Raw genomic sequence first — 20,292 nt, forward strand, 5'->3', positions numbered from 1 at the left:
TCGGCGTCAAACCTGCGTCAGACCGGCTTCGATCGCCGCCAGCATGGCATCGTTCTCATCCGGCGTGCCCACGGTCAGGCGCAGGCAGCGCGCCAGCAGCGGATGCATGCCCGAGACGTTCTTGACCAGCACCCCGCGCGCCTTCAGCGCCGCATGCAGCGCGTTGGCGTCGGGCACGCGCACCAGGATCATGTTGCCCTCGCTCGGGAAGGCGTGCAGATCGACGGTCGTTGCCAACGTGGCCAGCGCGGTCTGCAACTTCGCGCGCTCGGCGCGCAGCTCGGCGGCCTGGCGCTCATAGACCTCGGCGTGTTCCAGCGCGAAGAGGCCGGCCTCTGCGTTCAGCACGCTGACGTTGTACGGCGGACGCAGCTTGTCGATGTGCCGGATCAGCACGGCGTTGCCCATCATGTAGCCGATGCGCACGCCGGCCAGGCCGAACTTGCTCATGGTGCGCATGACCAGCACCTGCGGATGACGCGCCATCAGCGCCATCGAGTCGCGCGCGGCGAAGGGCTGGTAGGCCTCGTCCATGACCACCAGACCCGGCGCGGCCTGGACGATGCGTTCGATGACGGCGTCGTCCCAGAGGTTCGCGGTCGGGTTGTTCGGATAGGCCAGGTAGACGATCGCGGGACGGTGCTCGGCGATGGCGACGAGCATCGCCGCCTCGTCGAGTTCGAAATCCGCCGTCAGCGGCACGCCGACGAAGTCCAGGTGCTGGTACCTCGACGACAGCTCATACATGACGAAGCCCGGCACCGGCGCCAGCACGGCGACGCGCTCGCCCGGCTGGCAGACGGCCATCGCGAGCAGCGAGATCAACTCGTCGGAGCCGTTGCCCAGCATCAGCGCCTGGCCCTCGGGCAGCTTCGCATGCGCGGCCAGCGCCTGGGCCAGCTCCAGCGTGCGCTCGCCCGGGTAACGGTTGATGGCGACGGCGCCCAGACGCTCGCCCAGCGCGCGCTGCAGTTCCGGCGACAGCCGGAACGGGTTCTCCATCGCGTCCAGCTTGATCAGGCCAGCGGACGGATGCACCTGGTAGGCGTGCATCGCGCGGACGTCCTCGCGCAGGACACCGAGGGCTCTATCAAGGGCAGCGGTCATGGAGCAGTCGCCGGAGACGGCAGGAAGTCGGAGAGGGAAGCGCCCGCCGGCAACGCGCGCAGCGGGTCGACGATCAGGACGCTGTCGAACAGCTGCCCGTGCGGGAGCGCCAGGCTCAGCAGGGTCTCGCAGCCCTGCGCCTTGGCGGCCGCGACGATCAGCGCGTCGGCGTACGGCAGGGAGAAGCGGCTTTCCAGCGACCAGGCCGATTCGACCGTCGCATGGTCGGCCGCCCACGGCGCCCAGCGCTGGTAGCGGCGCACCTCGGCGCGCGCGTCGCCGTTGGGCATGGGCGGCGCGATGTTGGTCGTCACCGACCGGTAGAAGTCGTTGAGCACCTGGCTGGAAGTACGCCCCAGGCGCTGCTGCCACAGGCAGCGCAACCAGGCCATGGCCTGCGCGCGCCGCGCGGGATCGGCACCGTCCTCGCTGAGAATCAGCACCGAGGTGTCGACGAAGACCGGGGCGGTCAGCTCGACGGGGGCACGGTCGGCGACGGGGGCGTTCACAGCAGCTCCCGTCCCGGATACGGCTGGCCGTCCGAGGACCAGGTGCGCTCACGGTGCAGCCAATCCTGCAAGGCGCGCTCGTAGGCGTCGTCGTGCCGCATCTTCTCGGCGAGCAGCTCGCCGACCAGCCTCGATACGCTGGTATTGCGTCGCGCAGCTTCCAGCCTCGCCCACTCGGCGACGCTGTCTTCCATGGTCACGGTGACGTTCTTCATCAGACCTTCAGATTAACACGAAGTTCGTGTTGCACGAACTTCGTGTTGGATGAAGGCCGACTTGAACGCCCGACTTCAGAGGCCGTGCGCGGGCACTCCACGGTGCAGGGGGCATCCCTCCGGGAACCCCCAGCACCATTCCGGCCCCACGGAGACTCGCTGCCTCCGGTTCTTTGACTGCGTCAGGCGTGCAGACGGAACTGCGCGACGACGTGCTGCAGGCTTCCCGCCTGCTCGCGAAGGGACTCGGAAGCAGCGGAGGATTCCTCGACCAGGGCGGCGTTCTGCTGGGTGACCTCGTCCAGGCGCTGGACGGCCTGCCCGACCTCCATGAGGCTGGTGCTCTGCTCCTGCGTGGCCGAGGAGATCTCCTGGATGATGTCCGTGACGCGTTGCACGGCGGACACGATCTCGCGCATGGTCTCGCCCGCATCGCTGACAAGACGCGACCCCGCATCGACACGGTCGACGCTGGCACCGATCAGCGTCTTGATCTCCTTGGCGGCCTCGGCGCTGCGCTGGGCCAGCGAACGGACCTCGCTCGCGACCACCGCGAACCCGCGGCCCTGCTCGCCCGCGCGGGCGGCTTCGACCGCAGCGTTCAAGGCGAGGATATTGGTCTGGAAGGCGATGCCGTCGATCGTGCCGATGATGTCGGAAATCTTGCGCGAGGACGCATTGATCTGGTCCATCGTGCTGACCACCTCGGAGACGACCACGCCGCCGCGCTCCGCGACCTGGCTGGCATTGAGCGCAAGCTGGCTGGCCTGGCGCGTGGAATCGGCGTTCAGGCGGACCGTGTCGGTCAGCGCGTGCATGGTGGCGGAAGTCTCTTCCAGGCTGGAAGCCATCTGCTCGGTGCGCGCGGACAGGTCGCTGCTGCCCGCGGCGACTTCGGCGCTGGACATCGCGATGCTCTCGGCGCTGGTGCGCACCGCCGACAGCGAGCGGTTGAGCGCGCCCTGCATGGCCGACAGGGCCTGGGCGAGCTGGCCCAGCTCGTCGCGGCGCGTGGTGTCGATGTCGACGGTCAGGTCGCCCTCGGCGACGCGGCTGGCCACGCCCACCATGACCGTCAGCGGTCGCACCGTGCTGCGGGTCAGGTAGAAGGCGAGCACGCCACCCGCCGCCAGCGCGGCGACGATCAGCACCACCATGGTGGTCAACACCGCCTTGTAGGCGGCCCTCGATTCCTCAAGGCTGTTCTGGGCGCCGGCGGTGTTGATGTCGACCAGCTTCTGCACCGATCCGATCATGGCCGAGAAGGCCTGCTGCGATTCGCCGTTGACGGTGGACTGGTACTCGCCGCGATTGCCGGCCTTGCGCGCGGCGATCAGCTTGTCCTGCACCGCGATGAAGGCGGCGTACTTCGCCTTCGCGTCCTTCCACTGTTCGGCCTCCGCCGGAGAGGACACCAGCTCTTCGTAGGCCTTGGCCAGCCCGGGCAAGGACTTCTCGCGCAGGTTCTTGATGCGGTCCTGCTCCTGCTCAACCTCCAGGATGACGTCCTTCAGGCACATCGCCATCTCCGCCCGGCGCAACTCGTTGAGGTCGCCGCGCAGGGCGTTGACCGCGTTGATCGACGGGATCCAGTCGGACCCCATGTCCTCGACGTTGCCCTGGATCACCTGCATGCGGTTGATCGCCACCACGCCCACCAGCACGGTGGCCAGCAGCACGGCCGCGAATCCCAGGGAAATGCGTACTCCGACGCGCAGATCTGAGACCTTCATGTTTCGACGTCCTGTGATGAAGATGTTCGAAGCATGCTAGGCGTTTCGCGCGGAAGGGCGAACCGCGAATCAACGGGGAATGTGGCGGTTTATCCGCAGCCCAGGGTTTGCCCGGCGTCACCGCGTGAAATCTGCGCGAGCCCCTGCGTGAGCCCCGGCGTGAGCCACGCCACGGGCGGGGCCGCGAGGGGCCGCGAGGGGCCGCAAGGGCCGCGAGGGGCCGCGAGGGGCCGCAAGGGCCGGATGGGCCGGATGGGCCGGTGCGCCCGGGAGGACTCAGCGCTTGAGCCGGAACTCCGCCGCCTGCGCATGGGCCTGCAGGCCCTCGCCGTAGGCGAGGGTCGCGGCGATGGGGCCGAGCACCTGGGCGCCGGCCTCGCTGACCTCGATCAGGCTGGAGCGCTTCTGGAAGTCGTAGACGCCCAGCGGCGAGGAGAAGCGCGCCGTGCCGGACGTGGGCAGCACGTGGTTCGGACCGGCGCAGTAGTCGCCGAGCGACTCGCTGGTGTAGGCGCCGAGGAAGATCGCGCCGGCGTGGCGAAGCAGCGGCTCCCAGCGGTGCGGATCGGCGCTGGAGACTTCCAGGTGCTCCGGGGCGATGCGGTTGCTGATCTCGCAGGCCTCTTCCATGGAGCGGGTCTGGATGAGGGCGCCCCGCCCTTCGAGCGACGCGCGGATGACGTCCCGGCGCGGCATGCCGGGCAGCAGGCGCTCGATGGCCTCGCGGACCTGGGCGATGTAGCCGGCATCCGGGCACAGCAGGATGCTCTGCGCCATCTCGTCGTGTTCGGCCTGGCTGAACAGGTCCATCGCGACCCAGTCCGGCGGGGTGCTGCCGTCGGCCAGCACGAGGATCTCGCTCGGGCCGGCGATCATGTCGATGCCGACCTGGCCGAAGACGTTCTTCTTGGCGCTGGCCACGTAGGCGTTGCCCGGTCCGGTGATCTTGTCGACACGCGGCACCGTCGCGGTGCCGTAGGCCAGCGCGGCCACGGCCTGCGCGCCGCCGATGGTGAACGCGCGGTGCACGCCGGCGACATAGGCGGCGGCCAGCACCAGCGGGTTCTTCTCGCCACGCGGCGTCGGCACGACCATGACGATCTCGGGCACGCCGGCGACCTGCGCCGGGATCGCGTTCATCAGCACGCTCGACGGGTAGGCGGCCTTGCCGCCCGGGACGTAGATGCCGACCCGGTCCAGCGGCGTGACCTTCTGGCCCAGCAGCGTGCCGTCCTCGTCGCGGTAGCTCCAGCTTTCGCCGCAGGCCTGCTTCTGGCGCTGGTGATAGCTGCGCACGCGCGCCGCGGCCTGCGTCAGCGCCGTCGCCTGCCCGGCGGGCAGACCGTCGAAGGCGGCCTTCAGCTCTTCGCGGGTCAGCTCCAGCGTCGTCAGCGATGCCGCCTGCAGTCCGTCGAAGCGCGCGGTGCAGTCCAGCACCGCCGCGTCGCCGCGGGCGCGCACGTCGGCCAGGATCTCGGCGACGCGGGTCTCGATCGCGGCGTCGGTCTCGGCCGACCAGTGCAGCACGCGCTGGAACTGGGCCTCGAAGTCGGCGTCGGCGGTGTTGAGGGTGCGAAGGGACGTCGTCATGGCGGGCTCCGGGCGGCGGATCAGGCGGCGGGAATGGCGGAAGCGATCGCGTCGATCAGCGGCTTGAGCGCCTCGCGCTTGAGCTTGAGCGCCGCCTGGTTCACGACCAGGCGCGAGGAGATCTCCATGATCCGTTCGACCTCGACCAGGCGGTTGGCCTTGAGCGTGCTGCCGGTGGAGACGAGGTCGACGATCGCGTCGGCCAGGCCCGCCAGCGGGGCCAGCTCCATCGAGCCGTAGAGCTTGATCAGGTCCACGTGCACGCCCTTGTCGGCGAAATGCTGGCGCGCGATGGTGGTGTACTTGGTCGCCACGCGCAGCCGCGAGCCCTGGCGGACGGCGTGGTCGTAGTCGTAGTCGTCGCGCACGGCGACGCTCATGCGGCACTGCGCGATGCGCAGGTCCAGCGGCTGGTACAGGCCCGCGCCGCCGTGCTCGATGAGCACGTCACGGCCGGCCACGCCGATGTCGGCGCCGCCGTATTCGACATAGGTCGGCACGTCCGTCGCGCGCACGAGCACGACGCGGACCTGCGCCTGATTGGTCGGGAGGATCAGCTTGCGGGAGCTGTCCGGGTCTTCGAGCACCTGGATGCCGGCGGCGGCCAGCAGCGGCAGGGTCTCTTCGAAGATGCGGCCCTTGGAAAGTGCCAGGGTGATCATGCGGTGTCCTCGGTGTCCTCGATGAACGCGCGCTCCGGGAAGCGCGCTTCGGGCTGGAGCTTCTGGCCGCAGCCTCGGGCTGTTCAGGGGGACGGCAGCGGGTTCACCGGACGGGGACACACCGCCACCCGCCTGCAGGCCGGGTGGCTGTCAGTGATGGTGGTGCGCGGTGCCTTGCTGCGCGAACTCGTCGGGGGTCAGCGTCTTCATCGACAGCGCGTGGATCTGCTCGCGCATGCGATCGCCCAGCGCCTGGTACACGCGCTGGTGGCGCTTGATCCGGCTCAGCCCCTCGAACTCGGCCGAGACGATCGTCGCGAAGAAATGGCGTCCGTCGCCCTCGACCTGGAGCTCGCTGCAAGCGAGACCCTGGGCGATGTAGCTCTGGACTTCTGCGGGGGTCGGATCGGCCATGATGGAGCGGGATTCTACCTGGGGTCAGTGGCGGATCTTGTAGCCGCGGCGCAGCAGCTCCAGCGCGAGCGCCGCGACGACGGCGAAGGCCGCCGCGACCACGGCCAGGCTCAACCACGGCGAGGCGTCGCTGACGCCGAAGAAGCCGTGCCGGAACCCGTCGATCATGTAGAAGAACGGGTTCAGGTGGCTGACGGCCTGCCAGAACGGCGGCAGCGACTGCACCGAATAGAAGACGCCCGACAGGAAGGTCATCGGCATGACGATGAAGTTCTGGAAGGCGGCCATCTGATCGAACTTTTCGGCCCACAGGCCGGCGATGAGCCCCAGCGTGCCCATGAGCCCGGCGCCCAGCACGGCGAAGGCCAGCACCCACAGCGGGTTGGCCACGCCCGGGGGCGCGAACCACACGGTGGCGGCGAGCACGCCCGCCCCCACCATCAAGCCGCGGATCACCGAGGCGCCGACGTAGGCCAGGAACCAGGCCCAGTGCGACAGCGGCGTGACCAGCAGGAACACCAGGTTGCCGCTGATCTTGCTCTGGATCAGCGAGGAGGAGCTGTTGGCGAAGGCGTTCTGCAGCACGCTCATCATCACCAGGCCGGGGATGAGGAAGCTGGTGTAGCCCACGGTGCCGTAGACCTTGACGTGGTCCTCCAGCACATGGCCGAAGACCAGCAGGTACAGGACGGCGGTCAGCACCGGCGCGCCCACGGTCTGGGCGCCGACCTTCCAGAAGCGCAGCACTTCCTTGTAGAACAACGGAGCCGCGCCTTCGAGGCGGATGGGGAAATGGCTCGCGCTCATGCCCGGCCTCCTTGCATGATCTCGAGGAAGACGTCTTCGAGGTCGGCGCGGCCGATCTCGAGGTCTTCGATGGGGACGGCGGCCTCGCGCAGGGTGGCGAGGATCTGTTCAACCTCGGTGGCGTCGTGCGCGGTGAGCTGGACGATGCGGCCCGTGATGCGGGCACGTTCGGACAACGCGATCGGCAGCGCCGAATCGGTCTTGAACTGCAGCATCGTGGACGCGGTGCCCGCGAGCAGCTCCGACGTGCGGTTCAGCGCGACGACCTTGCCCTGCTTCAGCATCGCGATGCGGTGGCAGAGCGCCTCCGCCTCTTCCAGGTAGTGCGTGGTCAGCAGGACGGTATGGCCTTCGCGGTTCAGGCGCGCGATGAACTGCCACAGCGTCTGGCGCAGCTCGACGTCGACACCGGCGGTGGGTTCGTCCAGCACGATCACCGGCGGGCGGTGCACCAGCGCCTGCGCGACCAGGACCCGGCGCTTCATGCCGCCGGACAGCTGGCGCATGTTGTTGTGGGCCTTGTCGGCCAGGCCGAGGTGGTGCAGCAGTTCGTCGATCCAGTCCTCGTTGTTGCGCACGCCGAAGTAGCCGGACTGGATGCGCAGCGTCTCGCGCACGCTGAAGAACGGGTCGAAGACCAGTTCCTGCGGCACGATGCCGAGCTTCTTGCGCGCCTCGGCATAGTCGTCGACGACGTCGTGGCCGAGCACCGACACCTGCCCGCCGCTGGCGCGCGAGAGGCCGGCGAGGATGCTGATCAGGCTGGTCTTGCCGGCGCCGTTCGGGCCGAGCAGGCCGAAGAACTCACCGGGCTGGATGTCGAAGCTGACGCCGTCCAGCGCGCGGAACTGGCCGTCGCGGTAGGTCTTGCTGACATTGCTGAAACGCAGGGCGGGCGGACCGCCGGCCGGCACGGACATGGCGGCCGACTGTTGTGGGGGGCTTGCGGGCATGGGCGGCGATTGTAGGCAGGGGCCCCGGCCCGCGCTGGCCTGGGGTCATGACAGAATGGCCCACCTCCCCACCCCTCAAACGCCCTGGGCCCATGGCCACCAAGAAGCCGCGCCGCACCGCCGAACGCATCCTCGAAGTCACGCTGGACCTGTTCAACCGCTTCGGCGAGCCGAACGTCTCCACGACGCTGATTTCGGCGGAGCTCGGCATCTCGCCCGGCAACCTGTACTACCACTACCCGGCCAAGGACGAACTGATCAACGCGCTCTTCAACCGCTACGACAAGGCCTTGTCGGAGCTGCTGGGGGCGGTGGGCAACGTGCGCAACGTGGAGGACGCCTGGCTGTTCTTCCACATGCTGTTCGAACTGATCTGGCAGCACCGCTTCCTGTACCGCGATCTCAACGACCTGCTGTCGAAGAACCGCAAGCTGGAAACGCACTTCCAGCACGTGCTGGAACAGAAGACGCAGGCGATGGTGGGGATGCTGGGCGGCCTGCAGGCCAGCGGCGCGCTGACGATGCAGGTCCGCGAGGCGGTGCCGACGGCCAACGCGATGGTGGTGCTGCTGAGCTACTGGCTGAGCTACGAATACGTGCGCGATCCGCGCAACGCGCTCGAGCCCGAGCGCGCCGGCGAGGCGCTGATGCGCGGCGCCTTCCACGTGCTGGGGCTGCTGCTCCCCTATCTGGAACCGGCCTCGCGCGACCACCTGTTCCAGCTGGCGGGGAAGTATCAGCCGCAAGCGGGTGGCGCCTCCCAAGCATGATCGGGCAAGTTCCGCCATCGGGACTCGACGCTCGCTTGATGCTTGTCAAACCTCTCGCCCGTTGACTCATCTCTGTCAGTCAGATTGACTGGCTTGAGCCATGCTCGCCTGAAGCTCGATGAATACGGTTCAGGGGCGGCGACTTTGCCGCTGACCTTGACGGAGCATTGAGCATGTTGCGAGAACTGCGCCCCAGCATCGCGCCTTGGAGCCCGTCGTCCTTGATGGTCGACTGGGAGCGACTTCGGACGCTGGGTCCGTCGGGGTTCGTCATTCACTACGGCCTGCTGCGGATGGCACCGTTCGATTGACGCGCCACACGGCTAGCAGCAAGCCGGGGTCCGGCCCTCCGCACAAACCCTGGATTCGTGCGAAGCCGGACCCCCTGGTCGCGGTTGGCGGCGGAAAACGACACCCTATAAATTAGGGATATCGTATTCACCGACATCAAGGGACCGATTCATGAAGCGCATCCTGACCACCGCCGCCCTGCTGGCCCTGATCGCCCCGATGGCCCAGGCCGCCACCGCCGAGAACGCCGACGCCAAGGCGCTGCGCGCCGAGTGCGCCAGCCAGCACGCCGTGAAGTTCGAGCAGGCCGCCGCCGCCAACGAGTACCGCTTCGTCTACAACCGCGGCGAGTACCGCGGCGAAGCCACCAGCGGCCAGGCGGTCTCCTGCGGCCAGACCCAGTACGCCGAGTACCTGGCCAGCGCCGACCCGGTCAAGGTGATGTCCGCCTACCCGACCGCCGCGGGCCGCCCGCAGCCGGCCAAGAAGACCGCAAAGTAAACGGACCTTCCTTCGAAGCGCCGGCTTCCGGAGTGACAAACGCCGCCCTCGGGGCGGCGTTTTGCATGGCGGCGGACCCGGTCCGTCGCACCGGGGTCAGTCCTTGACCTCCCACGGCAGCATCAGCGCGAGCGTGAGCAATTGCTGGAACTCGGGCCCGAAGTGGGCCACGATGCGTTCCGGATCCGGGCAGAGCCCGGCATCGGCGATCAGTCCGAACTGCACCTGGCCGGCGTAGGTCAGGATGCTGATGCCCAGGCTCATGTCGCCCGCCTGAGGCGCCCAGAACATCACCCGCTCGACGGCCGATCCGCACAGCTGCAGGGCCTGGGCCGGTCCGGGCACGTTGGTCATCAGCGCGGTCGCCTTGCGGGAGAGCGTCTTCAGCATCGCGCGCTGGGCCGCCTTCTCCACCGAACCCGACGTCGCCATCAGGCCCATGGCCAGGGCCGGCTGCAGGCTGTTCTTCAGCGCCTGCGTCTGGGCATGCACGGCGTAGAGCCGCTTGACCGGATTCGTGATGCCGACCGGCAGCGGCAGCGGCACCATGCCGAAGCGGTTGCCCAGTTGCCAGGCCGTTTCCAGCGGACGCAGGTTGACCGGCACGAGCGCGCGGATCTCCTGGCCATGCGTGTCGTCGCCGTGTTCGCGCAGATAGAGCCCGAGCGCCCCGGCGACGCAGTTCAGCAGCACGTCGTTCACCGAGACGTTCATCGACTTGCCGACCGCCTTGACGGCGTCCAGCGGCAGCGGCGCGCCCCAGGCGACGCGCTTGGCGCGACCGGCCTTGCCCTTGAGGCGGGTCTTCGCGTCGTCCGGTGCGTCGGTCAGCGCGGCGGCATCCTTGAGGACCTGCTTGCCCAGGCGCTCCGCCGGGGAGACGTCCGGCGTCCCGGACCCGGCATGCTCCTGGATCTCGCGCACGGTCCAGGCGTTGATCGGCTTGACCATCGCATCGGCGAGCCATTCGGGCTCGGCGGCGTCGTCCATCGCCGCCTTCGCGCCCTTCCCCGTCCCCGCCCGCCCCGCCTTGGCCGGCTTCGTCCCCGGCAAGCCCGGCGGCACGGCACCGCCGTCGGTGATCGACAGCAGCACCGCGATCAGCGCGATGCCGTCGGCGATGCAGTGATGCACGCGCGCGATGAGCGCGCTGCTGCCGTCGTAGTGTTCGATCAGGTGCAACTGCCAGAGTGGCCGGGCCGGGTCGAGCGGCTCCGCGGCCAGTTCGGCGAGGCGGTCCTGCAGCGCGCCTTCGAGCGGTCGGCCGCGACGACGGTTCAAGGTTTCGGCCACAACGTGCCGGGTGATGTCGACATCGGCGTCCTCGACCCACCAGGCGCTGTCGCCGGCCTCCACGACGCGCTGTCTGAAGCGGGGGAAACGCAGCAGCCGTTCAGCGACGCGCGCGCGCAGGTCGTCAAGCGCGACGTGGGGCTTCAGCAGCAGCACGCCGTGGATGATCATCCGGTTGGCTTCGGTATCCAGGCGCAGCCAGGCGGTGTCGACCTTGGACATCGGCTCGGCGCCCTTCGGCAGGCCGTCAGGACGATCGAGGCTGCTCGCGCTCTTGCCGTTCTGCTTGCCGTTCCCGTTCCTGGCGGCATTGGCCCCTGTGCCTGCGGCGGGCGCACGCTTGGCGGGAGCCGCCGAAGATGTGGACTTGGCGCTCCGCAGGGGGGACGATCTGGACGCGGCGGGAGTGGGCAATGCGGTCTCCTGGACGGACGGGGCGGACAACGACGCGAAGGACGAGGCGATGCAGCGGATCATCCGTCATCTAGAGAGGCGACCCCAGTCCGAACGTGGGGGTGGGGTGGGTAACATCGCGGCCATCCGTCCCGATTGTCGCCAACGGGACGCCCTGCTCACCGCCACGGGAGACACACCATGAGCCTGAAGGACCAATTCGACGCCGCCGTCGCCGATTCCAAGAATCTGCCCGAGCGCCCGGACAACCAGACGTTGCTGAAGCTGTACGCGCTGTTCAAGCAGGCGACCGCGGGCGATGTCGACGGCGACCGCCCCGGCATGACGGACTTCGTCAACCGCGCCAAGTGGGACGCCTGGAAGACCCTCGAAGGCAAGACCAACGACGAGGCGATGCAGGACTACATCGATCTGGTCGAAGGCCTGAAGTAAGCCTTCAAATGCCGGCGCCCGCGCCGGACAGACCACGAGGCCGCCTCGCAAGGGCGGCTTCGTCGTTTCCGGGCGTTCACCTGGATGATCGCTGCTCCCCTCCTCTGAGGGCATCGCGTCACTGGCGCGCCAACTCCGCCCGGCGCTCTTCCTTCGGCAGCTTCGCCAGCCGCTGCACCTCGGCGTAGAAGCGCGGCCAGTCCGCGCCTTGCCGTTCGAAGAGCCGCACGAAGTCCGGCACCAGGTCCGTGTAGCTGCCCTGGATCGCCAGCGCGGGCGTGTTCAGGCCCAGCACCCAACGGTCGAAGCGCGTGTCGCCGTTCCAGCGGTCGCGCTTGATCGCCTCGTAGTCCGCCCTCAGCTTCGCGAAGGCCGCGGCCTTGCCGGCGCGCTTCTCGTCATCGCTCGCCGTGCTCCGGAACACGTCCTGCAACTGCTCCCGCGTCGACTTGAGCAAGACCTGGATCTCGTCCTGTCGGCGGCGCGATCGTTCGTCGTCGCGCAGCGCCTCGGGCCGGTCCTTCAGCCACCGCCCCACGCCGATCTGCTCGACGGCCGTCGCGAAACTCTCGTTGAACGCGGTGTCGTCGCTGGCGTACGCGACCTGATGGGCCAGTTCGTGGAAGATCATCCGAGCCAGCTGCGCCTCCGGGTAGCGGATGAAGGTGTTCAGCAGCGGATCGCCGCCCAGCCAGTTGCTCCAGCCCAGCGACGAATACGCCGGCACGCCGTAGACGTAGGGCTCCAGCCCCTCCTGGCGGAGTTCCTGGGCCAGCTCGCGCGCGTCGTGCGGATCGAAGTAGCCGCGGTACCCGGCGCAACCCATGATCGGATAACACCAGGTCTTGAGCTGCAGGCTCAGCTCCGGCGTCGCGACGACGTTCCACACCGCCGAGCCGCGCTTCAGATCGGCGTAGCGGCGGTAGCTGTCGTTGTCCGGCAGCTTCAGCTCCGAGGAGGCGTAGTCGCGCAGGGACTTCGACAGCTCCAGCTGCTGGCGTACGTCGGGATCGAGGTCCGGCTGACCCAGCCAGTCGTCGACCGGCTTGGCCGATCGCACCAGCGACAGATGGCCCGACAGCGACTGCCCGTAATACGACAGCTGGGCGCAGCCGCCCAGCGCCGTCATCGCCAGCAGCAGCGGCGCGGCCAGCAGGATCAGGAGCAGCCGTCGTGCGCGCTTGGTCATCCCGCCGACACCTCGACCAGGCAGTCGTAGAAGCACGGCGCGCGACCCAGGTCGGTGAGCCGCTGGTGCGTGACCTCGTTGACGTTGCGCCCGTCCGCGCCCAGCTTGCGCCACCAGATGCCCAGGCCGTGGACGACGCCCTCGCGCGCCCGGGCGCTCACGTCCAGCCGGCAGGCGTAGCTGCCGCGATCGTTGAACACGCGCACCAGCTGGCCATCGGCAAGTCCTCGCGCGGCCGCGTCGCCGGCGCTCATCTCGAGCACCTGCTCGCCCTCGATGTCGCGCAGGCTCTTCACGTTCACGAAGGTGCTGTTCAGATGATGGCGCGCCGGCGGCGAGATCATCGCCAGCGGATAGCGCGCCGCCAGTGCCGGATCGCTCGTGCGGCTTTCGTAGTTGGGCACATAGTCCGCGCCGCGCGCATCGGCCTTGCCGGTCGCCGACGGGAAGCCGCCCTCGGCGAACGGGGCCTCCGCCAGCGGCAGCTTGAACCAGCCGCGTTCGCGCAGTTGCACCAGATCGACGTCGTCGCGGAAGGCCTGGCGCAGCAACGCCTCGTCGTCTTCGTGGAAGGCGGCCTCGTCGAAGCCCATCGCCGCCGCCAGGTCCCGGAAGATCCGCGTGTTCGGACGCGCCTCGCCGACCGGCGCGATCGCCGGCTCGTTGAGCAGCACGTCCGTGTGGCCGTAGCTGGTATGGATGTCGAGGTGCTCCATCTGCGTCGTCGCCGGCAGCACGTAGTCGGCCAGGTCGGCCGTGTCCGTCATGAAGTGCTCCAGCACCACCGTCAGCAGATCCTCGCGCTGGAAGCCCGCCACCACCTTGGGCGACTCCGGCGCCACCGCGACCGGGTTGCTGTTGTAGACGATCAGCGCCTCGACCTTCGGGCCGAACGCGGGCGAGGCCTCGCGCAGCAGGTCGTCGCCGATGGTGCTCATGTTGATCGTCCGCGACGGCCGGCCGGCGCGCAGGTCCGGGCGCTCCAGCGCCGGGTTCTTGAACGGCGCGAACCAGCCCGAACTCGACAGCAGCAGTCCCCCCGCCCGATGGCGCCAGGCGCCGGTCAGGCACGGCAGCAGCGCGATCAGGCGCACCGCGTTGCCGCCGCCGCGCACGCGCTGCATGCCGTAGTTCAGCCGGATCGCGGCCGGCGCCATCGTCCCGTAGTCCCGGGCCAGGCCGCGGACCTCGTCCGCGGTGAGCCCGCATTCGGCCGCCGTTCGTTCGGGCGTCCACGCGAGCGCGCGGTCGCGCAGTTCGTCCCAGCCGTCCACATGCCGGAAGAGGTAGTCGTGATCGAGCCAGTCGTTGGCGATCAGCTCGTGCATCAGCCCCAGCGCCAGCGCGCCGTCCGTGCCCGGCAGCAGCGCCAGGTGCTGATGGCACTTGTCGGCGGTTTCGGTCTTGCGCGGATCGATGCAGACCAGCTTCGCGCCGGCGCGCTTGGCCTGGTTCGCGAAGGTCCAGAAATGCAGGTTGGACGCGATCGAGTTGCTGCCCCAGATCACGATGAGCCGGGATTCCGCGAAGTGCGGCAGGTGCATGCCGACCTTGTGCCCGTAGGTGGCCGCCAGCCCCGCGCCGCCCGCCGACGCGCAGATCGTGCGGTCGAGGCAGGAGGCGCCCAGCCGGTTGAAGAAGCGCCCCGCCATGGCCTCGCCCTGCAGCATGCCCATCGTGCCGGCATAGCTGTAGGGCAGGATCGCCTGCGGATCGCGCGCTGCGACGGCCTTCAGCCGGCCGGCGATCTCGGCGATCGCCTGGTCCCAGCCGATGCGCTCGAAGCGCGGCGGCTCGTGCTTGGCGCTGACGCGCTTGAGCGGGTGCAGCACCCGCTCCTCGTGATAGGTGCGTTCGGGGTACCGCGACACCTTCGTGCACAGCGCGCCGTGGGTGCTCGGATGCTCGGGCTGGCCCTGGACCTTCACCACCTTGCCGTCTTCGACCGTGATGCGCAGCGCGCAGGTGTCCGGGCAATCGTGCGGACAGGCGCCCTTGACGACACGCGTGCCGCGGTCGGCGGCCAGCAACGGGAGGGCGTGTGGCGGGAGGTTCACGGCGGGTTCAGAGGGCACGGACGACATGCGTCAACTATTGCACAGGCGCCACACCCTTGCGATTTCTTACCCGAGAGAGCGACAACGCTGGACACACGAACCGCTAAGCTCACAGACCAGGAGGCCGAAATAGGTCGTGTCGAGCCTCCTGGCGCCGCCTGCCCTCCGGCGGACGCCACAATATCAATTCGTACCCCTCTGGGAGTCCCCTTTGGATCGCCGTCAACTTCTCGCCTCCGCCAGCGCCCTGGGCGCGCTCGCCACCCTGCCGATCCCGTCGGCCGTCCGCGCCCAAGGCAAACGACTGGTGCTGGGCCAGTCGGTTCCGCTGACCGGCGCCGCGGCCCAGCTGGGCCTCCAGATGCAGGCCGGCGCCAAGCTGTTCTTCGACGCCCAGAACGCCGCAGGCGGCATCAACGGCACCATCATCGAACTGCGCACGCTGGACGACGGCTACGAGCCCGACCGCGCGAAGGCCAACACCGAGAAGCTGATCGCCGACGACGTGTTCGCGCTGTTCGGCTACGTCGGCACGCCGACCTCGCTGGCCGCGCTGCCGCTGGTCAACCAGGCCAAGATCCCCTTCGTCGCCCCGTTCACCGGCGCCGAGGCGCTGCGCGACCCGTTCAGCCCGTGGGTCTACCACGTGCGGGCGTCGTACTACGACGAGACCGCCCTGATCGTGAAGCAGCTGACCCAGCTGGGCCTGATGCGCATCTCGGTCTTCCACCAGAACGACGCCTACGGCAAGGCCGGCATGGACGGCGTGCTGCGCGCGATGAAGCCGCTGGCGCTGCAGCCGCAGGCCACCTCCACCGTCGAGCGCAACAGCGTCGACGTCGCCAAGGCGGTCAAGGATCTGGTGCAGAGCGGCTCGCCGCCCGAGGCCATCGTCATGATCAGCGCCTACAAGAGCTGCGCCGCCTTCATCCGCGCCGCGCGCAAGGCCGGCTACGGCGGCGTGTTCTACAACGTGTCCTTCGTCGGCACGCAGTCGCTGCTGGACGAGCTCGGCAAGGACGCGGTCGGCGTGGTCGTCAGCCAGGTCATGCCCTACCCGTTCGGCTCGCAGGTCGGCGTGGTCCACGACTACCAGCAGGCCGCCACCAAGGCCGGCCAGAAGTTCAACTACACCGCCATCGAGGGCTACATCGGCGCCAAGGTCATCAGCGAAGGCATCCGACGCATGACCCGCCCGACCCGCGACGGCCTGGTCGCGGCGCTCGACACGCTGTCGAACTACAACGTCGGCGGCTTCAACGTGAACTTCCGTCCCAACAAGCATGTCGGCTCGACCTTCGTCGAGATGACGATGCTGACCAACGACGGTCGCGTGAAGCGCTGACCGGCCCGCGGGTACACTGGTCCGACCACAGCGGCGCCGCCCTGAGCGGCGCCGCGGCCTTTCTGGCCCGCGGCAAGCCCGACGCGCTGTCGCGACGACATCGGAGTGCCCGCACATGAAGCTGATCGAACCCATCCTGGCCGACGCCCCGGCCATCGCCAAGCTGCGACGCGACCTGCACGCGCATCCGGAGCTCTGCTTCCACGAGGACCGCACCGCCGACGTGGTCGCGAAAGCCCTGACCGACTGGGGCATCGAGGTCCACCGCGGCCTGGGCAAGACCGGCGTGGTCGGCATCATCAAAGGCCGCGACGGCGGGGCCAGCGGCCGCACGCTGGGCCTGCGCGCCGACATCGACGCGCTCCCGATCACGGAGCACAACACCTTCGCCCACGCCAGCAGGCACCCCGGCAAGATGCACGCGTGCGGCCACGACGGCCACACCGCGATGCTGCTGGCCGGCGCCAAGCACCTGGCGGCGCAGCGCGACTTCGACGGCACCGTCTACGTCGTGTTCCAGCCGGCGGAGGAAGGCGGCGGCGGCGCCCGCGAAATGATCAAGGACGGCCTGTTCACGAAATTCCCGATGGAGGCCATGTTCGGCATCCACAACTGGCCGGGCATGGCTGCGGGGCAGTTCGCGCTCAAGAGCGGACCGGTCTTCGCGTCGAGCAACGAGTTCAGGGTCCGCATCAAGGGCAAGGGCGCGCACGGCGCGATGCCGCACCTGGGCACCGACCCGGTGGTCGTGGCGGCGCACCTGGTGCAGGCCTATCAGACCATCATCACCCGCAACAAGCGGCCGATCGATGCGGGCGTGATCTCGGTGACGATGATCCACGCCGGCGAGGCCACCAACGTCATCCCCGAAAGCTGTGAGCTGCAGGGCACGGTCCGCACCTTCACGCTGGAGACGCTGGACCTGATCGAGCGCCGCATGAAGCAGATCACCGAGGCCACCGGCGTCGCCTTCGAGTGCGAGTGCGAGTTCTCCTTCCACCGCAACTACCCGCCGACGATCAACCACCCCGCCGAGACCGAATTCGTCCGCGGCGTGCTGACCGAGATGCTGGGCGCGCCCAACGTGCAGGAGTTCGAGCCCACCATGGGGGCGGAGGACTTCAGCTACTACCTGCAGTCGGTGCCGGGCTGCTACTTCCTCATCGGCAACGGCGACGGCAGCCACCGCGAGGGCGGCCACGGCCTCGGGCCCTGCATGCTGCACAACCCGAGCTACGACTTCAACGACGAGCTGATCCCGCTGGGCGGTTCGATGTGGGCGCGCCTGGTCGACGCGTGGTTCAAGCAACCCCGGCCCGTCAAGGCCTGAGCGCCGAGCACCCTTGCCGCCGACCACGCCCAGCAGCCAACGTCCAGCAGCCAACGTCCAGCAGCCAACGTCCAGCCTACCGCCCGATGACCAGCACGATCGCGCCCGACCAGGAAAAGACCGTTCTCGAAGACACCCACCGCTGGTTGCAGCGGGCGGTGATTGGCCTGAATCTCTGTCCTTTCGCCAAGAGCGTCGAGGTCAACCAGCGGCTGCGCACCGTGGTCAGCGCGGCGCGCACGCCGGAGGACCTGCTCAAGGACCTGGCGCATGAGCTGCTCGCGCTCAACCGCGAGGATCCGGAGGACACCGAAACCACGCTGATCGTCCATCCCTGGGTGCTGAACGACTTCCTGGACTTCAACGACTTCCTCGGCGCCGCCGATGCGCTGGTCGAGGACCTGGACCTGGACGGCGTGCTGCAGGTCGCCAGCTTCCACCCGGACTACCAGTTCGACGGCACGGAGGCGGACGACGTCGACAACTTCAGCAACCGTTCGCCCTACCCCACGCTGCACCTGCTGCGCGAGGAGAGCATCGAGCGCGCCGTCGAGACCATGCCCGACACCGACGCGATCTACGAAGCCAACATCGAGACGCTGCGCCGCATCGGCCGCAAGGGCTGGGACGCGCTGGACGTCGAGGCCAAGCTGCCGCTGGCCCAGCGCACCACGCGCGAGGACTGATGTCCTGATTTGACCGCGACTGGTCCTCCGGCGGCGCGACGGCAATGCCGGTCGGCGGCACGATGACTGCCATCAACCACCCGATGGAGTCCTCGATGACCACCGCCTCGAACACCGCCGCCAACGCGGCCCCCACGACCGCCGTCCTGCTGATCGACGTCCAGGAATCCTTCCGCCATCGTCCCTACTGGGACGAAGCCACCTGGCCGGCCTTCCAGGAGCGCACCAACGCCCTGCTCGACGGCGCCGCCGCTCGCGGGCTGCCGATCATCCGCGTCCTCCACAGCGACGGCCCGGAGACGGCGGACAACCCCTTTTCGCTGGTCAGCGGCCACGTCCGCCCGTTGGATGGCTTGGCCCAGGTCCCCATCGCCGCCGAGTTCCTCAAGCGCCGCCACAGCGCGCTGGTCGGCACCGGCCTGTCGATCTGGCTCACCGAGCACGGCATCCGCCGCCTGATCGTCGCCGGCATCCGCACCGAGCAGTGCTGCGAGACCACCACCCGCCACGCCAGCGACGAGGGCTGGACCGTCGACTACGTGACCGAGGCGACGCACACCTTCCCGATCCCGCACACCAGCGGCGTCGTAGTCTCCGTCGACGACCTCAAGCTGCGCACGGAGGTGGCCCTGCAAGGCCGCTTCGCCGACATCGTGACCGTCGAGCAGGCGCTGGCCCGCGCCGGCTGAGCGCATACTGCGGCGATGTCCGTTTTCGATGCCTCCCGGCCGACCGGCGCCGGAACCCACGCCGAGGTCGCCCCCATCGACGTCTGGATCCTGGTCGAGCGCCACACCCTGCTGCTCGACCTGGCCGGCGCCGCTGAAGCGCTGCGGCTCGCCAACCAGGCGTTGCGGCGACGCGGCGAGCCCGAGGCGTTCCGGCTCAGGTACTGCGCCGCGAGCGAATCCGCGCCCACCTCGGTGGGGCTGACGCTGGCGGCGTTGGAGCCGCTGCCAGCGCTCGGCCTGCGGGATTGGCTCATCCTGAGCGGCCGGCGGCATCCTCACCCGGACGATCCGCCACCGGACACGGCCGATCGCGAGGAAGAACTGCGCATCGAGCGCTGGTTGCATCGGGAAGGCCGCGCGCTCCTGGCCGGCGGTCAGGGCCGGTTGCTGAGCATCTGCGCCGGCGCGCTGCTGGCGGCGCGGGCCGGGCTGCTCGACGGGCGTCGCTGCACCACCCACCACGAGGCGCTCGACGCGCTGCGGGACGCCGCCCCGCGCGCCGACGTGCAGGCCAACCGGGTGTTCGTGCTCGACGGCCCCTTGGCCAGCAGCGCTGGCATCACGGCCGGCATCGACCTGGTCCTGGCGCTCATCGCTGAGCACTGCGGCGAGGCCATTGCCGCCTCTGTCGCACAGGTGATGGTTGTCTACCTGCGCCGCGGCGCGCAGGATCCGGAACTCTCGCCGATGCTTGCGAACCGGCATCACCTGCATCCTGGGCTGCACCGTGTGCAGGACGCGGTCTGTGGCGATCCGCGCGCCGACTGGAGCCTGGCCCGCATGGCCGAGGTTGCCCATGTCACGCCGCGGCACCTCACGCGACTCTTCACCCAGCACGGCGGCACCACGCCGCTCGACTACCTGCGCGCCATCCGTCTCGAACTGGCGCGGCGGGAGCTCCAGCGCGGCACCAGCCCGGCGCAAGCCGCGCTCGCCGCGGGTTTCAGCTCCGACCAGCAACTTCGCCGCACCCGCCGTCGTCTGAGCGCCGACGCCTGACGTCGCCCGCCGAAGATCGACGATCGAATGGCGACGGTCGAATGGCGACGGTCGAAGTACATCGAGACGGCGGAGCCGGTGTCCCTCTGAACGAACCCTGAGCGAAGCGAAGACTGTGAGAGAAGAGGGGCACCGGCTCCGCCGTCTGTGCTCCCTGCGTGCGCCGGGGGGGGCTGGCCCGACGATTGCCGCGGCGCGTCCAGCGCATGTCGACTTAGCACAAACTGCATAAATCCAAGTCAAGCGGGATTCGTGCACTTCTGG

The 20,292-nt window shown here is 69.0% G+C and carries 21 protein-coding genes; 9 read left to right on the forward strand and 12 right to left on the reverse strand.

The window, feature by feature from the left end; genetic code table 11:
* Positions 1-6: 6 nt before the first annotated feature.
* From hisC to PV762_RS24500, 9 genes are all read right to left on the reverse strand, one after another.
* On the reverse strand, positions 7-1,107 hold the full coding sequence (hisC, locus tag PV762_RS24460; RefSeq protein WP_421037605.1) for a histidinol-phosphate transaminase: 1,101 nt from the start codon (positions 1,105-1,107) through the stop codon (positions 7-9).
* Complete coding sequence (locus tag PV762_RS24465) at positions 1,104-1,616, reverse strand: PIN domain-containing protein (RefSeq protein ID WP_421037606.1); 513 nt, start codon at positions 1,614-1,616, stop codon at positions 1,104-1,106. Before PV762_RS24465 ends, hisC begins: the two co-directional genes overlap by 4 nt.
* Positions 1,613-1,831, reverse strand: a complete 219-nt coding sequence (locus PV762_RS24470) for a CopG family transcriptional regulator (RefSeq protein ID WP_088408424.1) — start codon at positions 1,829-1,831, stop codon at positions 1,613-1,615. The genes PV762_RS24465 and PV762_RS24470 overlap by 4 nt, the downstream gene beginning before the upstream one ends.
* A 182-nt stretch (positions 1,832-2,013) precedes the next feature.
* A complete protein-coding gene (locus tag PV762_RS24475; RefSeq protein WP_421037607.1) occupies positions 2,014-3,564 on the reverse strand; it encodes a methyl-accepting chemotaxis protein in 1,551 nt (516 codons plus the stop codon).
* A gap of 276 nt (positions 3,565-3,840) precedes the next feature.
* Positions 3,841-5,154 (reverse strand): histidinol dehydrogenase, encoded by a 1,314-nt coding sequence (gene hisD, locus PV762_RS24480; RefSeq protein ID WP_421037608.1) that lies wholly within the window; start codon positions 5,152-5,154, stop codon positions 3,841-3,843.
* A 20-nt stretch (positions 5,155-5,174) separates the two neighbouring features.
* Positions 5,175-5,816, reverse strand: coding sequence for an ATP phosphoribosyltransferase (gene hisG, locus PV762_RS24485; protein WP_421037609.1), 642 nt, complete (start codon positions 5,814-5,816; stop codon positions 5,175-5,177).
* Between the two features lie 150 nt (positions 5,817-5,966).
* A complete protein-coding gene (locus tag PV762_RS24490) occupies positions 5,967-6,230 on the reverse strand; it encodes a BolA family protein (RefSeq protein ID WP_088408428.1) in 264 nt (87 codons plus the stop codon).
* Between the two features lie 24 nt (positions 6,231-6,254).
* Positions 6,255-7,037 (reverse strand): ABC transporter permease, encoded by a 783-nt coding sequence (locus PV762_RS24495; RefSeq protein ID WP_421037610.1) that lies wholly within the window; start codon positions 7,035-7,037, stop codon positions 6,255-6,257.
* The gene (locus PV762_RS24500) at positions 7,034-7,990 is read right to left on the reverse strand and encodes an ABC transporter ATP-binding protein (protein ID WP_421037611.1); all 957 of its coding nucleotides are present in this window, start codon (positions 7,988-7,990) and stop codon (positions 7,034-7,036) included. The genes PV762_RS24495 and PV762_RS24500 overlap by 4 nt, the downstream gene beginning before the upstream one ends.
* A 92-nt stretch (positions 7,991-8,082) precedes the next feature.
* Here PV762_RS24500 and PV762_RS24505 point away from each other — a divergent pair, with 92 nt between their 5' ends.
* The 3 genes from PV762_RS24505 (at position 8,083) to PV762_RS24515 (ending at position 9,552) form a co-directional block, all read left to right on the forward strand.
* Positions 8,083-8,760 carry a TetR/AcrR family transcriptional regulator gene (locus tag PV762_RS24505; RefSeq protein ID WP_421037612.1) on the forward strand — a complete coding sequence of 226 codons (678 nt, stop codon included), beginning with the start codon at positions 8,083-8,085 and terminating at the stop codon, positions 8,758-8,760.
* Between the two features lie 173 nt (positions 8,761-8,933).
* A complete protein-coding gene (locus tag PV762_RS24510; protein ID WP_421037613.1) occupies positions 8,934-9,071 on the forward strand; it encodes a hypothetical protein in 138 nt (45 codons plus the stop codon).
* A gap of 151 nt (positions 9,072-9,222) precedes the next feature.
* A complete protein-coding gene (locus tag PV762_RS24515) occupies positions 9,223-9,552 on the forward strand; it encodes a hypothetical protein (RefSeq protein ID WP_421037614.1) in 330 nt (109 codons plus the stop codon).
* A 96-nt stretch (positions 9,553-9,648) separates the two neighbouring features.
* Here the strand turns inward: PV762_RS24515 and PV762_RS24520 are convergent, their stop codons facing one another.
* Complete coding sequence (locus PV762_RS24520; RefSeq protein WP_421037615.1) at positions 9,649-11,259, reverse strand: wax ester/triacylglycerol synthase family O-acyltransferase; 1,611 nt, start codon at positions 11,257-11,259, stop codon at positions 9,649-9,651.
* Positions 11,260-11,439: 180 nt separating this feature from the next.
* Here PV762_RS24520 and PV762_RS24525 point away from each other — a divergent pair, with 180 nt between their 5' ends.
* Complete coding sequence (locus PV762_RS24525) at positions 11,440-11,691, forward strand: acyl-CoA-binding protein (protein WP_421037616.1); 252 nt, start codon at positions 11,440-11,442, stop codon at positions 11,689-11,691.
* A 118-nt stretch (positions 11,692-11,809) separates the two neighbouring features.
* Here the strand turns inward: PV762_RS24525 and PV762_RS24530 are convergent, their stop codons facing one another.
* Positions 11,810-12,880 (reverse strand): aminopeptidase, encoded by a 1,071-nt coding sequence (locus tag PV762_RS24530; protein ID WP_421037617.1) that lies wholly within the window; start codon positions 12,878-12,880, stop codon positions 11,810-11,812.
* A complete protein-coding gene (locus PV762_RS24535; protein ID WP_421037618.1) occupies positions 12,877-14,964 on the reverse strand; it encodes a molybdopterin-containing oxidoreductase family protein in 2,088 nt (695 codons plus the stop codon). The genes PV762_RS24530 and PV762_RS24535 overlap by 4 nt, the downstream gene beginning before the upstream one ends.
* Positions 14,965-15,148: 184 nt before the next feature.
* Here PV762_RS24535 and PV762_RS24540 point away from each other — a divergent pair, with 184 nt between their 5' ends.
* The 5 genes from PV762_RS24540 (at position 15,149) to PV762_RS24560 (ending at position 20,028) form a co-directional block, all read left to right on the forward strand.
* A complete protein-coding gene (locus PV762_RS24540) occupies positions 15,149-16,282 on the forward strand; it encodes an ABC transporter substrate-binding protein (RefSeq protein WP_421037619.1) in 1,134 nt (377 codons plus the stop codon).
* Between the two features lie 115 nt (positions 16,283-16,397).
* Positions 16,398-17,612 carry a M20 aminoacylase family protein gene (locus PV762_RS24545; protein ID WP_421037620.1) on the forward strand — a complete coding sequence of 405 codons (1,215 nt, stop codon included), beginning with the start codon at positions 16,398-16,400 and terminating at the stop codon, positions 17,610-17,612.
* Positions 17,613-17,698: 86 nt separating this feature from the next.
* Positions 17,699-18,298 carry a DUF1415 domain-containing protein gene (locus PV762_RS24550; RefSeq protein WP_421037621.1) on the forward strand — a complete coding sequence of 200 codons (600 nt, stop codon included), beginning with the start codon at positions 17,699-17,701 and terminating at the stop codon, positions 18,296-18,298.
* Between the two features lie 95 nt (positions 18,299-18,393).
* Entirely contained in the window at positions 18,394-18,987 is a 594-nt protein-coding gene (locus PV762_RS24555; RefSeq protein WP_421037622.1) for a cysteine hydrolase family protein, read from the forward strand.
* A 15-nt stretch (positions 18,988-19,002) separates the two neighbouring features.
* Positions 19,003-20,028 (forward strand): GlxA family transcriptional regulator, encoded by a 1,026-nt coding sequence (locus PV762_RS24560; RefSeq protein ID WP_421037623.1) that lies wholly within the window; start codon positions 19,003-19,005, stop codon positions 20,026-20,028.
* Positions 20,029-20,292: the final 264 nt, after the last annotated feature.

This window comes from Mitsuaria sp. CC2, assembly GCF_048957715.1.
Taxonomy (GTDB): Bacteria; Pseudomonadota; Gammaproteobacteria; order Burkholderiales; family Burkholderiaceae_C; genus Roseateles.